The sequence below is a fragment of the Meiothermus granaticius NBRC 107808 genome (assembly GCF_003574355.1).
Taxonomy (GTDB): domain Bacteria; phylum Deinococcota; class Deinococci; order Deinococcales; family Thermaceae; genus Meiothermus; species Meiothermus granaticius.
In genome coordinates, this window is the sequence record NZ_QWLB01000014.1 from 57,438 (window position 1) to 72,039 (window position 14,602).

The following is a 14,602-nucleotide window of genomic DNA, read 5'->3' on the forward strand; positions in this document are numbered from 1 at the left end:
CCAATGGTAGGCTTCGAGCGATGTCCTCGTGGCTCTCGGAAAGCCCTGGAGGCGAGACCGCCAAACGTTTTGGGGCCTACTATACCGACCTCGAGGTGGCCCGTTTTTTGGTTCGTTGGGCCATCCGTTCCCCCAAGGATCGGGTTTTAGATCCTTCCTTCGGTGGGGGGGTTTTTCTGTATGCTGCCGCTCAACACCTCGAGGCCTTGGGTGGGAATGGGCAAGCCCAAGTGTTCGGTGTGGAGCTAAACCCCACAACCCACGCACAGACGCGTACGGCCCTGGGCAGCCTCTGTAGCCCGGCCAACCTGGTGTTGGGTGATTTTTTCGACATGGAAGCCCCTGGCTTTGGGGGGTTTGAGGCGATCGTGGGCAATCCCCCCTTCATTCGCTACCAGCAGTTCGCGGGGGCGGCTCGAGCCAAAGCCTGGGCTCGAGCGGTTGCCGAGGGGGTAACCTTGAGCAGGCTGGCCAGCTCGTGGGCGCCTTTTCTCATTCATGCGGTGGGCCTGCTCAAACCGGGAGGACGCCTCGGCATGGTGCTGCCGATGGAATTGAGCCATGCAGGGTACGCCCGAGCCGTGCTCGAGCACCTTAGCACCCGCTTTCAACAGGTCACCCTGTTGACCTTCCGAAAGCGGCTGTTCTCGAATCTGAGCCAGGATACCCTGCTGCTGCTTGCAGAGCACAAGGGGGCTTTTCGGGCCAACTTTCGTTTGCTCGATCTGGAAGGGGCGGAATCACTCCTGGGGTTAGAGCTGACCAAGGCCAATTTTCAGCCGCTTGGTTTCAAGAACCCTGGCGGGGAACGCTTTGCCGGACACTGGATCTCACCCAAGGCCTGGGAACTATACCGAGAGTTGCGGGAATCCTCCAAAACCGTAGCGCTGGGGGAGCTGGCGGATATCAGCATCGGATATGTCACCGGAAACAACCGCTATTTCCACCTCAGCCCCCAAGACGTGCACCGGTGGGGAATCCCCCTGGCCTTCCTGAAACCCGCAATCCGGAGGGGGAGGGCCCTCACCGGCCTATGCCTCACCCCACAGGACTGGCAAGCCCTGCTAGAACAGGGTGAGGCCGGATACTTGCTGCATATCCCTCCCGGTCAGCCCCTACCTCAGGAGGTGCTGCGGTACCTCCAAAAGGGCCAAGCCGAGGGCGTGTCCCAGACCTATAAGTGTCGAGTTCGCGAGCCTTGGTATGCCGTGCCGCAGGTGGGCATCCCGGATGCGTTTCTCTCGTATATGAGCGGCAGGTTGCCCCGATTGGTCGCCAACCGCGCTCAAGCGGTAGCCCCTAATAGCCTGCATGTGCTCCGCCTTCATCCCCAAACCCGGTTGGGTAGTGAGGCTATGGCTGGCCTATGGCAAACCTCTCTGACCCGCCTCAGCGCTGAACTCGAGGGTCACGCCCTCGGCGGTGGGATGCTCAAGATCGAGCCGGCTGAAGCCCGGAGAATCCTCGTGGCGCGACCCGACCTCCCGTCCGAGCAGCTGGGGGCGCTGGCCGGTGAACTCGATGCCCTCCTGCGCCAGGGTGAAACCGAAACCGCCCAGAGCCTGGCCGACCAAACCCTCCTCGGGCAGGGGCTGGGTTTATCCCTGCGAGAGCAAGCGCTGCTCAAAGAAGCAGCCCATACGCTTCAGCGCCGGAGGGGTTCACGTTAGCAAGCCTAGCTTAGCCGCTCCACCCGCAGCATGTTGGTGGTTCCCCGTACCCCAAAGGGCACTCCCGCCGCAATCACCACATACTCCCCAATTTCAGCCAGGCCGGTTTCCTTGGCCTTTTCCACGGCAATTTTCACCATGTCATCGGTGTCTTTGGGGTCAGGAGCAATAATCGGCAGCACCCCTGAAACCAGGGCCAGTTGGTTACAGACGTGGGGGTTTGGGGTACAGGCCAGGATCGGTACCGGGGGGCGGGTACGGGCCACCCGGCGGGCCGCGCCGCCTGTAGCGGTGAACACCACGATGGCTTTCGCGCCCGTGGCATCCACCACGTCATCTACCGCCAGAGCAATCGCGTCTTGCACCGTGCGGTTGGGCTCAGGCCGCAAGGCATTGAGGCGATCCAGATACTCTTTGGTGGCCTCGATGGTCTTGGCCACCCGGCTCATGAATGCCACAGCCTCCACTGGATAGGCCCCAGCAGCGGTTTCAGCGGAAAGCATCACCGCATCCGTACCGTCGAAGATGGCGTTGGCCACATCGGAGGCCTCCGCCCGGGTAGGCGAGGGGTTTTTGATCATGCTCTCGAGCATCTGGGTAGCCGTAATCACCGCCTTCCCAGCCTGAACGCTCTTGAGGATGATGCGCTTTTGCACCGCCGGCACTTCCTCCAGCGGCATCTCCACACCCAGGTCGCCTCGAGCCACCATAATCCCGTCGGCCTCCTCGAGGATCTCATCAAAGCGGGCCACCGCACTGGGTTTTTCGATTTTGGCCATCAGGCGGGCCCGTGAGCTTTGGCGGGTCAAGTAATGCCGGGCCAGAAGCAAATCGTCACGGCTCCGAACAAAGCTGATGGCCACCCAGTCCACATCCAGCTGTACCCCCAACATCAGGTCTTCGATGTCCTTATCGGTCAGGGCTGGAAGGGAAAGGTCCGCGCCGGGGATGTTGATGCCCTTATTGTTCGACAACCGCCCACCGATCAAGACCGTGGTATGGATATCGTTACCCCGCACCTCATCCACCCGCAACCGGATGTTGCCGTCATCCAGCAGAAGAACCTGCCCGGCTTCCAGGTCTGCGGGCAACCCACGGTAGGTGGTCGAGACCCGGGTTTCATCCCCCTCTACCGGTTCAGAGGTGATGATGAATTTCTGCCCCTGGGCCAGTTCCACCGCCCCCTCTTTAAAGCGACCACAGCGAATCTTGGGGCCTTGCAGATCCTGCAAAATCGCCACGATACGCCCGCTTTCCCTCGAGATCTGACGGATGGTCTCCACTCGACTCCGATGATCTTCAGGGGAACCGTGGGAGAAGTTAAGGCGGAATACATCAACTCCGGCCTCGATCAGCGATCGAATTGCTTCAGGAGTGCTGCTGGCCGGCCCCAGCGTAGCTACGATCTTGGTGCGTTTCAGAAGTCCCATAAGTTTAGGGTTAGAGCTTCGGCTCTTCCGAGCGGAGAGGAGGCTGTGGAGAGATCTCAATTCCAGCCTGGGCTCTGGGGTTCAGGACCACCCAAAGCCCAGGGTCTAGATCTTATTTCTTGAACACGCCAAAACCCAAGAAGCGTGCGGCCGGGCCCAAGTCTTCCTCGATGCGCAGCAGCTGGTTGTACTTGGAAAGACGGTCCGAGCGGCTGGCCGAACCGGTTTTAATCAGTCCTGCATTCACCGCTACTGCGATATCGGCAATGGTGCTGTCCTCCGTCTCTCCCGAACGATGGGAAAGGACCGTGCCGTATCCTGAGCGCTGAGCCAGGCGGATGGTCTCGAGGGTTTCAGAAAGCGAACCGATCTGGTTTACCTTGACCAGAATCGAGTTGGCCACCCCCAGCTCAATCCCCTTCTTGAAAAAAACTGGGTTGGTCACAAAGATGTCGTCCCCTACCAGCTGCACCTTGTTTCCAAGACGGGCCGTCAGAAGCTTCCAGGTTTCCCAATCGTCTTCAGCCAGCCCATCCTCGAGCAAAACGATGGGATATTGGTTGAGCCAGTTCTCCCAATATCCTACCATCTCTTCGCCCGAGAGCGACTTACCATCGGCCTCCAAGACGTATTTCCCATCCTTGTAAAACTCACTGCTGGCTGGGTCAATGGCCAAGGCGATATCCCGACCCGGCGTATACCCGGCCTTAGAGATGGCCTCCAGCAGCACCTCCACCGCCTCTACGTTTGATTTCAGGTCAGGGGCAAACCCACCCTCATCCCCCACATTGGTGTTGTAGCCCCGGGCCTTTAGCACCGACTTCAGCGCATGAAAGGCCTCCACCCCCATCCGCAGGGCTTCCGCAAAGCTGGGGGCTCCCCCAGGCACCAGCATGAACTCCTGGAAGTCCACCCGATTGTCCGCGTGCTTACCCCCATTGATCACGTTCATCAAGGGGACCGGCAAGGTTACCCCCTGCACCCCACCCAGATACCGATACAGGGGGATGCCCAAGAAATCAGCCGCCGCCCTAGCGGTGGCCAAAGACACCGCCAAGATCGCGTTCGCGCCCAGATTGGCCTTGTTTTCACTGCCGTCGAGCTCGATCATGGCCCGATCCACGGCCTCTTGGTTAAGGGCATCAAGCCCCTGCACCTCATCCGCGATACGCTCCTTGATGGCTGCCACCGCTCGCAGCACCCCCTTGCCTCCATAACGGGGGCCTCCGTCCCGCAGCTCTACCGCCTCATTCGCCCCGGTCGAGGCTCCGGACGGAACAATTGCTCTCCCCCGCGCACCGGACTCGAGGATCACTTCGGCCTCAACGGTTGGATTACCGCGCGAGTCCAACACTTCGCGCCCCTTGACTTCAACAATGGTGGTCATATGGTGCCTCCTGTTGCCTATTCTTCTGGAAGCGCTTACAAGCTCCCGTCAAACGGCTACTAGTTTACACCGCAAGATCAGATTGGATCGTCATGACGGCGCAAGGTTTAGACCCGGAGGGGAACCACCACCGCTAAATACCCAGGGTCATCTACCGATTGCACCGTGCTGGGACTGGTAGGGCCGGAGAGGCGAATCCGTATCATCCCCTCTATCGGCGTCAGCGCCTCGATCAGGTACTGGGCATTGTAGGCCACCATGAGCTGGGTCTCCCCATTGCTCTCGACCGTCAGCTCTTCCCTACCCCGGCCATAATCCCCCTCCGCATCAATATCCAGCTTATGGCCATTGAACAGCAGGTTGACCCGGTGGTTGTTGCGGTCCGAGAGCACCGCCACTCGCTTCAGGCTCTCGCGCAACGCCTCAGCGGGAAGGGTAGCTTCCAAGACAAAACTTTGGGGGATCACTCGAGCATAATCGGGAAACTCCCCCTCCATGAGCTTAACCGACATTTTGACCGCATCGCCCACCAAGGTTAGGGTTCCCTCGTTTACAGACAGGGCCACCTCGCCTGAAGCATCCTTAAACACCCGCACCACCTCATCCGCACTGCGGGCCGGGATCACCAGCTTTTTGCTGGACAGGCTCAGAGGCAAGTCATACCTGGCCAAACGAAAGCCGTCGGAGGCCACCGAGCGAAGCCCCGTTGCAGAGAACTCGAGCTGCACCCCGCGAAAAATGGCCCGGTACTCTTCAGTGCTGGCTGCATAGCGCACCCGGGTAATGGCTTGTGCAAGGCCAGAGGCCGGAATTTTTTCAGCATCAGGACGATCAAAGTTGAGCTTGGGATACCCTTCTGGGCTGGTGGTCGCAAGCTGGGTATTAAAGGCTCCAGAGTGGAGCTCGAGGCGTTCGCCAAAAATCAGCTCGATCAGTTCCCCTGGCGCACTCCGTACGATCTGGGCAAAAGTTTGCGCCGGTACCAGCACCTCGCCGACCCCCTGGATTTCAGCGGGTAACTGAACCTCAATATCCACTTCCCCGTTGGTTCCCCTCAGGATCAAACCCTGTTGGTTTAGCTCGAGGGGTAGATAGGTCAAAATGGGATTGCTACTCCGGTTAGGAATGATCCGTTCCAGGATGGAGAGCCCTTCAGCAAGGGTGCGTTTGGGGATGCGGACTTCCACTTGCGTCCTCCTAATGGCCTAGGGGCATGGCCCCTGTGGGTTAGCTTACGTATTGTATCAGGGCAGTTACTGCTTTGTGAGTTTGATGTTGTCTGCACTCAGGAGGCAGGAATTTTTTAACTACTAAAGACTCTTTAAAAGAATTTTTTAAATTAGTAGTAGTAGTAGTAGGGCATGTGGATATGTGGATAACCCCAATTAAAGCCTCAGCCTTATCGAATTAGGGCTGTGGATAAATCCCCAGAAATTCTGTGGAAAAGCTGTGGATAAGTTGTGAACAACCAAAGCACTTATCCACAGGATCTAGAAGCCGATGTTTATCCACAGCCTTATCCACAGGGTTATCCACAGCTTATCCACAGGGTTATCCACAGCCTAAGGCCCCTGCTTCTAACCACAGCACGCCTGTTTCTAGCGTATTCGCTCTTTGATGGTTTTAATGGACTGCAATAGATTGGAGTCAGACTCTATGGCCTCTTGAATTTTTTGGATGGCATACAGCACCGTGGTGTGATCTCGGCCATCAAAGAATTGGCCGATCTCTGGAAGGGACATATGGGTAATATCGCGAATGAGATACATGGCGATTTGTCGGGGCAACACTACCTCTTTGCGCCGACCTGCGCCCCGGATTTCCTCGGCTCGCAGGCCATAATATTCTGCAACCCCCTTGACCACTTCCTCCGGGGAAAAGTTGACCTCACTGGCGGTGAACACATCTGAAAGGGCTTTAGTTGCGATTTGCTTGGAGAGCTGAACCCCATTCAGCGAAGCATAGGCGATAACCCGCATTAGCGCCCCCTCGAGCTCCCGAATATTGGAGGTAACCTGCTTGGCGATATACTCAAGAACTTCCTCGGGGATGCGCATGTTGCGAAATTCCGAGTTCATCTTGAGGATGGCCACCCGGGTCTCGAGGTCTGGAGACTGGATGTCGGTGATCAACCCCCACTCGAAGCGGCTGCGCAGCCGGGACTCGAGGGTAAGGATGTCCTTTGGAGGCCGGTCGGAAGAGAGGATAATCTGTTTTCGCGCCTCGTAGAGGGCATTAAAGGTATGGAAAAATTCGTCTTGGGTACGTTCCTTGCCTGCGATGAATTGGATATCATCTACCAGTAGCAGATCCACTGAGCGATAGCGATCGCGAAACTCCGAGGTCCGATCCTCGCGGATGGAGTTGATCAGCTCGTTGGTAAAGGTTTCAGTGGTGACATACTCAATTTTCTTTTCGGGGAACCGCTGGGCTACCGAGTGGCCGACCGCATGCATGAGGTGGGTTTTGCCCAACCCCACCCCCCCGTAAAGGAACAGTGGGTTATACGCATACCCAGGAGACTCCGCTACCGCCACTGCTGCGGCATGGGCCAGGTTGTTGTTCTGACCTACCACAAAGTTTTCGAAGGTGTACTTTGGGTTGAGCCGGGCTCTGGGCTCCTGCAGCGGGGTTTGGGTTGAAGTTGAAAAAATATCCTCCTGAACGGGATTTGCCGGTGTAACCTTGAGCTCGAATCGCGGGGTTTGGGCTCCCAGGCGTATCAGGGCTTCTTGAATGAGTGCAGCGTAATGCTTTTGAATCCAGTCCCCAGCAAATGAGGTAGGCACGCCCAGCTCGAGCGATCCATTCACTACCCCCAGGGGGCGGATTTTCTCAAACCAGGTATGGTACTCAACCTCGGTAATACTCTGACGTACGTACTCGAGGACATTTTGCCAAACGGTATTTTGGGTCAAAATCTGGCCCTCCGTCCCGCTATTCTAAGACTTATCCACAGCCCTGCAACCATGAAAGGAATCCCCCAGACCTTGAAGCCCTCTCCCCTTTTTTGGGTTTGCTAATATACCTTAGGTGAAGGGTTACGATGTAATTGTAGTCGGGGGAGGCCATGCCGGGATTGAAGCCGCCTGGGCCGCTGCTCAGGTTGGGGCACGGGTAGGGCTGGTTACCTCCAACCCTGAGCGCATTGGCCTAATGCCTTGTAATCCAGCCGTTGGTGGGCCCGGAAAAAGCCAACTGGTAGCGGAAATTGTAGCCCTGGGTGGGCTTATGGGCCGCCTGGCTGATGCTACCGCAATTCACACTCGAGTGCTCAACCGCTCGAAGGGGCCTGCGGTGCAGAGCTTAAGGGTACAGGTGGACCGCGATGCCTATGCCCTGGAAGCCCAACGGGTGTTGCTGAGCCATCCCAACCTCGAGAGCCTTCGGGCGGAAGTGGCTGCGCTGTGGATCGAGTCCGGCGAACTGCGCGGTGTGCTCACCGTGGACGGTCAGACCCTCGCGGCCCCTGCTGTTGTAATTGCCAGCGGTACTTTTCTACAGGGCACGGTGTGGTACGGGCGCCAGTCCAGGGCTGCGGGACGTCAGGGAGAGCCCCCGGCCCGGTTCCTATCGGACAGCTTGAGGCAAATTGGGCATCAGCTAGGCCGCTTTAAAACCGGTACTCCGCCCCGGATTAGGGCTGAATCTGTAGACCTTGCGGCCTTGATCTTGGTGCCGCCCGATCTGCCCGCAGAGACCTTTACCGGAACCGAGGGGCCTTACGCCACTGCTCGGCCTACCTGGCAAACCCGTACCACCCCCGAAACCCATCGGCTTATTCATGAGAACTTGCACCTCTCCCCTCTCTACGGTGGGGATATCGAGGGGGTTGGGCCACGCTACTGCCCCTCGATAGAGGACAAAGTGGTGCGCTTTTCCGATAAGGAAACCCATCTGCTGTTTGTGGAGCCGGATGGCCTGGATACCTCTGAGCTATATCTACAGGGCTTCTCTTCCAGCCTTCCCCCTGAAGTACAGGTACAGATGGTCCGGAGCCTCCCCGGCTTCGAACAAGCGGTGATCCAGCGCTATGCCTATGCGGTGGAGTACGATGTGGTGAATCCCCTTCAGCTTACGCCGGGACTGCAATCCCGAAAGCTGAGGGGCCTGTTCACCGCAGGGCAGATCAATGGTACCTCTGGCTATGAGGAAGCAGCAGCTCAAGGACTGCTGGCAGGGGTAAATGCGGCCCGGTTTGCTGCGGGCCGTGAAGAGGTTTTTCTGCCCCGCAGTTCGGGGTATATCGGGGTGATGGTGGATGACCTCGTCTATCGAGGGGCCGATGAGCCCTACCGGATGATGACCTCGAGGGTGGAGTCCAGGTTGCTGTCTCGAGCAGACAACGCCGACGAGCGGCTGACGGGTACGGCGGTTTCATGGGGATTGCGGTCTGAGCAAGACCTTCACAAGATGCAGACCAAGTATCAACGTATTGAGCAGGAGCTCGAGCGATTAAATCAGCTCAAGGTCAATGGAATTTCGGCGCTCAACCTCTTGCGCCGCGAGGGGGTGGGTTATGCCGATCTCCTATCAAGGTTGGGTGACCCACCCATCCCTCTTTCCCGTGAGGAGTCCCGCCAGGTGGAGATCCGAGCCAAGTATGCTGGTTACATTGAACGACAACAGCGGCTCAGTGCCCAGGCTCGGGAGCTCGAGGCCTTTCTCCTGCCCACAAGGCTGGATTACGGCTCTATCCCCAGCCTCTCTCGAGAGGCTGCGGAGAAGTTAACCCAGCGCCTCCCCCGTACCCTGGCCGATGCCGCCAAAATTTCGGGGGTTCGCGACTCCGACCTCACTGCCCTCATGGTATACATCGCTCGAAACAGCCGGTTGTTTCACGTGAAACATGGTACGGATTAGGGCTGCCTCACCCAAAAACCCCTGGACTGGAATGTAGCATGGCAATTAGCGAGGCGGGAAAACGGCAGCTGCTCGAGGCCTCCAGAAGCCTGGGGGTAGAGATTGGCGACAAGCTGGACCGCTTTAGCGAGTATTACGACCTGCTGGTGGCCGAGAATGAGGCCATCAACTTGACTGCCCTTAACACGGAAACCCAGGTCATCCACAAGCATTTTGTAGATTCGCTAACCTGCTTTCTTAGCGGTCGGCTCGAGGGATTTCTCAAGGGGATCGATGTGGGAACAGGGGGTGGATTTCCAGGTATACCTTTGGCGATCGTGAATTCGGGACTGGACCTTTTCTTATTGGATGCCACCCGGAAAAAGGTTGAGTTTGTAAACAGGGTGTGTGATCGGCTGGGATTACCAAACGCGCATGCGCTATGGAACCGAGCTGAGGTGCTTGGCCAACAAGCCGCCCACCGTGAGGCCTATGACCGGGTGGTGACTCGAGCGGTCAGCCCTTTGAACAGCCTATACGAACTCTGTCTCCCCCTGCTGAAGGTTGGGGGATTCCTAATCGCGCAAAAGGGCCCGGAGGTAGAGGGGGAGATTGCATCGGCCAGGTCGGTAGAGGGGAAATTGGGCGGGAGGCTCCTCGAGGTTATACATCTCAAGTTACCGGTGATTGGGGATCCTCGCTCACTGGTAATTGTTGAAAAAGTGGCTCCCACACCGGATAAGTATCCCCGTAGGCCTGGAGCCCCCCAAAAAAATCCGCTATCCTAGCTTAAAGTGAAGCGGATCGGCATCGTTAACCAAAAGGGGGGGGTCGGTAAAACCACGACGGCGGTCAACCTGTCGGTTTATCTGGCGCGAGCGGGGCAGAGGGTTTTGCTCATAGACCTGGACCCACAGGTCAACGCCACCTCGGGCTTGGGCCGGGTTGCGGAGGGCTCGAGCATCTACAACGTCTTGGTCGAGAAGATGACCCCCGCGCAGGCCGTGCTTAACATTGCCGACGGCCTGGACTTAATTCCGGCTACCCCCGATCTGGTCGGCGCTGCAGCGGAGTTGCTGGAAAATCCGACCCGGTTGTCGGAGGCCATCGGCGCAATAGAGGCCGGGTACGATGCGGTCATTCTGGATGCTCCGCCGAGCCTGGGACCCCTCACCCTCAATGTCCTGGCGGCTGCAGAAGGGCTGATTGTACCGGTTCAGGCCGAGTATTATGCCCTCGAGGGGGTGGCGGGGTTAATGCATACGGTGGACCAGGTTCGTACCGGTCTGAACCCGGCCCTGCGGCTTCTCGGGGTCCTCATCACCATGTATGATCCCCGGACCCTGCTTTCGCAGCAGGTAGAGGCCAACCTAAGGGCTAACCTAGGAGAAAAGGTGTTTTGGACCGTAATCCCTCGCAATGTGCGTCTGGCCGAGGCCCCCAGCCACGGCAGGGACATCGCCCAGTATGCACCTACCTCGAGCGGAGCCCATGCTTATCGCCGTTTGGCCGAGGAGGTGATGCGCCGTGTCCAAGAAGCCTAGCGGCCTGGGGCGAGGTCTGGAGGCCTTGTTGCCCAAGAGTCCTGCCGGGGTTTCTAAGCTGCCCCTGGCTTTGATCAAGCCCAACCCAGATCAGCCTCGCCGGAGGTTTGATCAGGCCGCGCTCGACGAGCTGACCGCTTCCATTAAGGAAAAAGGGCTACTGCAGCCTCTCCTGGTGCGCCCTAAGGGCGATATGTACGAGCTGATTGCGGGGGAGCGGCGCTATCGGGCCTCTCAGCAAGCGGGGCTGCGCGAAGTGCCGGTGGTAATCCGGGATATTAGCGAGCGCGAAGCGCTCGAGATAGCCCTGATCGAAAATTTGCAACGCGAAGACCTCAACCCGGTGGAAGAGGCTCAGGGATACAAGCGACTGGCCGATATGGGAATGACCCAAGAGGAGGTGGCTCAGGCCGTAGGAAAGGCCCGGGTAACCGTCTCCAACGCGATGCGGTTGTTGCAGCTTCCCCCGGAGGCCATCAAAGCGCTGGAGGAAAACCGCATCACCGCAGGCCATGCCCGCGCCCTGTTGATGCTGCCGGAGTCCAAGCGGGCCTGGGGGCTGGGGGAGGTAATTCGTAAAAACCTCAGCGTGCGTCAGACCGAGCGGCTTAAGGAAGCCCACCTAACGACACCCACAGCCAAACGACGCTCCCCGGAGGCCTATACCGAGGTGGCCACGGTGTTGAGTCGGCGGCTCGGGGCTCGAGTGCGATTTACTGGGGAGCGTCGGGGGAAACTCGAGATCGCCTATCACTCTGAGGAAGAGCTCAACGCCATTCTGCAGGCTCTGGGGTATGAGGGATAGGGAGCTACCACAGCCCCACGCGTATCGCCCCTTCAACATCTGTACGGTGAATTTCCACTCCCCAGGCATCTAGGCGCTCCAGTACCTGGGCGGTAGGGTGGCCGTAGGTGTTGGACCCCACCCCTATCAGGGCGATCTGGGGATGGAATCGTTGCAGCAGCTTTTGGCCTGTGCTCGAGGCCGAGCCGTGGTGGCCCACCTTGAGGATGCTGACCGCCTCACCGGCCCAACGCTCCTCGGAGGAAAGGGGGGCATCTCCGGTAAACAGGGCCTTCCTGCCTGCGGTCTCGAGAACGAAAACCAGGCTGAGCTCATTGTCGCTGGCCTCGTCGCCATAGGGGTTGAGGAAGCGTAGCCGGGCCCCAGGAATGGCCAGTAGGCTGCCGAACCCGGCCTGGATTACCTTGACGTGGCGGTCCTGCGCGGCTTGGCGCAGATCATCGTCGTTGGGGTCCCCAGGACGCCGAGGCCCGGTGACCAACGCCTGAACTGGAAAGTTGCGAATCAGTTGGGGGAGGGCCCCGATATGGTCGGCATCGGCATGGGTGGCGATGACCAAATCCAGATCATCCACGCCCAAGGCCCGCAGAGCTCCCTCGAGCCGAGGGTATGCCCAGTCTCGCCCCCCATCCACCAGGATCTCTACCCCTCCGGGTAGGCGAATTAGGCTGGCATCCCCCTGCCCTACGTCGAGTTGCCAAATTTCGCCGCGTTGGAAGGGAAGGGGGAGTAAGGAGGCCAGGACCGCGGTTGCGCTTAGAACCATGGCTCGAGACCACCCCAGCCGCCCGTACAAGGCCAGCAGCAAGGGTCCCAGAGCCAGGAAGTACAGGATAAACCCCACCGGGCTGATCTCCCCCCAGTAGAGCTGAGGGCCTTGCGCCAGCCAACCCACCAGCTTCAACACGGCCTGACTGAGCCACTCTACCGGCCAGGCCAGAACCCCACCCAAGAGCAGCTTGAGAAATCCCAGCGGCACCAGCAGGTTGAGCAAGGGCAGTACCAAAAGGTTGGAGAGGGGAGAGAGCAGGGGAAGGGCATGGAAGGAATGCAGCAGCAAGGGCAACAGAAAGACTTGCGCGGCTAAGGTCAGGCCAAGGCTGGCCCATAGCCAGCCTTTCCATCCTGGGAGCTGGGGTAAGCGGGGCCATACCACCGCCAACCCTAATACGGCCAGATAGGAGAGCTGAAAGGAGAGGCTGTACAGGGCATGGGGCCAGATTATCAGGTGGAGGGCAAGGGCCAGCAGCAGCGCCGGCAGCAACTCGACCTTGCCTTTGCCTAGAAAGAGCCCCACCAACACAAAAGCAGCCATGATTACGGCCCGCACCAATGAGGGCTGTGGCCCCACCAGCAGCAGGTACAACAGCAAAAGTCCCAGAGCCGCCAGGTAGCGCCAGCGCCCCAGCTTGTAGAGCAGCAACACAAAAAATCCAACCAAAATCCCCACGTTGAGCCCAGATAGGGCAAGGGCGTGGGCGAGCCCTGCTCGCTGAAACTCGGTATAGGTCTCCCCCAGCTCCCGTCCCTCGCCCAGGGTAATGGCCCGGTTGAGCGCGGAGGCAGCAGGGGAGAGGCCTGCCATGAGCTGGGCCTCGAGCCACGGGCGAACCCCTCCCTGGGGGTGGAGGAGGCTGAGATGATGCACCTCCAAGACGGCGGTGATGCCCAGCCCCTTCAGCCAAGTGGCCTCGTCAAACCCACCGGGGTTTCGCGCCCCTTTGGGGCGGCGCAGGCGGCCCTCGAGGGCGTAGTACCCATCAGGCGTTTGAGGGAAGTGGCGCACATATAGGGTTCCTTCAGGGATTTGCACAAAGCCTTGCCGTACCTCCCCCTGAAGCTGAACCCAACGGCCAATCTGCGGGCCCCAGGGGTCGTGGATCAGGGCCAGATGAAGGGCTACCAGGGCATAAGCCAGGAGCCCTGCCCAGCGCACGGCCTGGGGCAACCCTAGCCCGGCCAGCATCCCTACAAAGGCCCAGGGGGTTAGGCTGCTCAACGCCCCTAGCAATGCCCCCAGGCCTAGCGCATATGGGATCATACCGGCTTCAAAAGCTGACCAGGGGGGCCAGCAGCTCGAGCATCTTGGGCCCTACCCCTTTAACCCGATCGAGGTCTTCTAAACTGCGGTAGGGCCGCCCCTCGAGGATCCGCCGGGCCAGGGCCGGACCTACCCGCGGTAGGCTTTCCAGCTCAGCCTGGCTGGCGGTATTGAGGTTGACCTTGGCCACAGCCGCTCGTACCGGACCGGGGGTCAGGGTGCGGGCGGAGTTCTTGGCCTGGTTTGCCGAGAGGGGTTCTGGGCCCGTGCGCTTAGGGGGCTCAGGGAGGGTCTGAGCCGGTAGCCCTGGAGCAGAGGGAGGGGTGGTTAGGGGAAGGGGGGCGTGGGCTTCGACAGGAGCAAACTGCACCGTCAGGCGAGGCCATAAGCTCACCAGCCCCAACCCCAACACCACCGCCACATACAATCCTGAAAGCCAGCGCTCCACGGAACCTGAGCTTACCTCCAGGCGGCCGATCTAAAGGGTTATTTGAGTAAGGGGGGTCCTAACTATAGCGGCTCAGAAAGCCGCCACTGAATGCTCGCCAGCGCAATTCCAAACACCACCACCTCTAGAAGCGTCCACATGCTCCCGGGGGTCAGAAGGTTGGTGAAGTAGGCGTATAGATACCCCAACACAAACAAAATCGTGACCACCGCCCAGATCTTGAGCCAGACGGACCCCCCGCGCCGGGCTGGAAGGCTGGCCGGCTCCGTGTAGGGGGGAGGAGGAACGGTCAGGCTTTCCATAGCTGGATTGGCCACGGGCTCGGGAGCGACGGGCTTGCGGTCTGGTTCGGTCTTGGGGGCCCCTTCATAAGCCCAGATGCTGTCTGCGGGCTCATCGGGAAGGGTACGGGGGGGTTCGGCAATGTGGAGGGCG

At 59.3% G+C, this 14,602-nt stretch carries 11 protein-coding genes and 1 pseudogene; 5 read left to right on the forward strand and 7 right to left on the reverse strand.

Annotation, left to right across the window (positions count from 1 at the left end):
- Positions 1-20: 20 nt before the first annotated feature.
- Entirely contained in the window at positions 21-1,670 is a 1,650-nt protein-coding gene (locus Mgrana_RS06680) for an HsdM family class I SAM-dependent methyltransferase (RefSeq protein ID WP_119356831.1), read from the forward strand.
- A 5-nt stretch (positions 1,671-1,675) separates the two neighbouring features.
- On the opposite strand, the gene pyk is transcribed toward Mgrana_RS06680, so the two are convergent.
- From pyk to dnaA, 4 genes are all read right to left on the reverse strand, one after another.
- Entirely contained in the window at positions 1,676-3,100 is a 1,425-nt protein-coding gene (pyk, locus tag Mgrana_RS06685) for a pyruvate kinase (RefSeq protein ID WP_119356832.1), read from the reverse strand.
- Between the two features lie 112 nt (positions 3,101-3,212).
- Entirely contained in the window at positions 3,213-4,487 is a 1,275-nt protein-coding gene (eno, locus tag Mgrana_RS06690; RefSeq protein WP_119356833.1) for a phosphopyruvate hydratase, read from the reverse strand.
- A gap of 107 nt (positions 4,488-4,594) precedes the next feature.
- Positions 4,595-5,674 (reverse strand): DNA polymerase III subunit beta, encoded by a 1,080-nt coding sequence (gene dnaN / locus Mgrana_RS06695; protein WP_119356834.1) that lies wholly within the window; start codon positions 5,672-5,674, stop codon positions 4,595-4,597.
- Positions 5,675-6,085: 411 nt separating this feature from the next.
- The gene (gene dnaA, locus Mgrana_RS06700) at positions 6,086-7,405 is read right to left on the reverse strand and encodes a chromosomal replication initiator protein DnaA (protein ID WP_119356835.1); all 1,320 of its coding nucleotides are present in this window, start codon (positions 7,403-7,405) and stop codon (positions 6,086-6,088) included.
- Between the two features lie 115 nt (positions 7,406-7,520).
- On the opposite strand from dnaA, the gene mnmG reads away from it, so the two are divergent.
- The 4 genes from mnmG to Mgrana_RS06720 are packed head-to-tail and all read left to right on the forward strand — an operon-like array spanning position 7,521 to position 11,678.
- Positions 7,521-9,350 (forward strand): tRNA uridine-5-carboxymethylaminomethyl(34) synthesis enzyme MnmG, encoded by a 1,830-nt coding sequence (gene mnmG / locus Mgrana_RS06705; protein WP_119356836.1) that lies wholly within the window; start codon positions 7,521-7,523, stop codon positions 9,348-9,350.
- A 38-nt stretch (positions 9,351-9,388) separates the two neighbouring features.
- Positions 9,389-10,117, forward strand: a complete 729-nt coding sequence (gene rsmG, locus Mgrana_RS06710; RefSeq protein ID WP_119356837.1) for a 16S rRNA (guanine(527)-N(7))-methyltransferase RsmG — start codon at positions 9,389-9,391, stop codon at positions 10,115-10,117.
- A gap of 6 nt (positions 10,118-10,123) precedes the next feature.
- The gene (locus tag Mgrana_RS06715) at positions 10,124-10,873 is read left to right on the forward strand and encodes a ParA family protein (protein WP_119356838.1); all 750 of its coding nucleotides are present in this window, start codon (positions 10,124-10,126) and stop codon (positions 10,871-10,873) included.
- On the forward strand, positions 10,857-11,678 hold the full coding sequence (locus Mgrana_RS06720; RefSeq protein WP_119356839.1) for a ParB/RepB/Spo0J family partition protein: 822 nt from the start codon (positions 10,857-10,859) through the stop codon (positions 11,676-11,678). Before Mgrana_RS06715 ends, Mgrana_RS06720 begins: the two co-directional genes overlap by 17 nt.
- A 4-nt stretch (positions 11,679-11,682) precedes the next feature.
- On the opposite strand, the gene Mgrana_RS06725 is transcribed toward Mgrana_RS06720, so the two are convergent.
- The 3 genes and pseudogenes from Mgrana_RS06725 to Mgrana_RS16815 form a co-directional block, all read right to left on the reverse strand.
- Positions 11,683-13,719 carry a DNA internalization-related competence protein ComEC/Rec2 gene (locus Mgrana_RS06725; RefSeq protein ID WP_119356840.1) on the reverse strand — a complete coding sequence of 679 codons (2,037 nt, stop codon included), beginning with the start codon at positions 13,717-13,719 and terminating at the stop codon, positions 11,683-11,685.
- 7 nt (positions 13,720-13,726) lie between these two features.
- On the reverse strand, positions 13,727-14,167 hold the full coding sequence (locus Mgrana_RS06730) for a ComEA family DNA-binding protein (RefSeq protein WP_119356841.1): 441 nt from the start codon (positions 14,165-14,167) through the stop codon (positions 13,727-13,729).
- Between the two features lie 62 nt (positions 14,168-14,229).
- Positions 14,230-14,602 (reverse strand): annotated as a pseudogene (locus Mgrana_RS16815) (hypothetical protein); the annotation flags it as partial.

What these genes read in the sequence shown, in the direction of transcription:
- Mgrana_RS06680 (WP_119356831.1), top strand. Translation starts at nt 21, where the DNA reads ATGTCCTCGTGGCTCTCGGAAAGCCCTGGAGGCGAGACCGCCAAACGT.
- pyk (WP_119356832.1), bottom strand. Translation starts at nt 3,100, where the DNA reads ATGGGACTTCTGAAACGCACCAAGATCGTAGCTACGCTGGGGCCGGCC.
- eno (WP_119356833.1), bottom strand. Translation starts at nt 4,487, where the DNA reads ATGACCACCATTGTTGAAGTCAAGGGGCGCGAAGTGTTGGACTCGCGC.
- rsmG (WP_119356837.1), top strand. Translation starts at nt 9,389, where the DNA reads ATGGCAATTAGCGAGGCGGGAAAACGGCAGCTGCTCGAGGCCTCCAGA.
- Mgrana_RS06725 (WP_119356840.1), bottom strand. Translation starts at nt 13,719, where the DNA reads ATGATCCCATATGCGCTAGGCCTGGGGGCATTGCTAGGGGCGTTGAGC.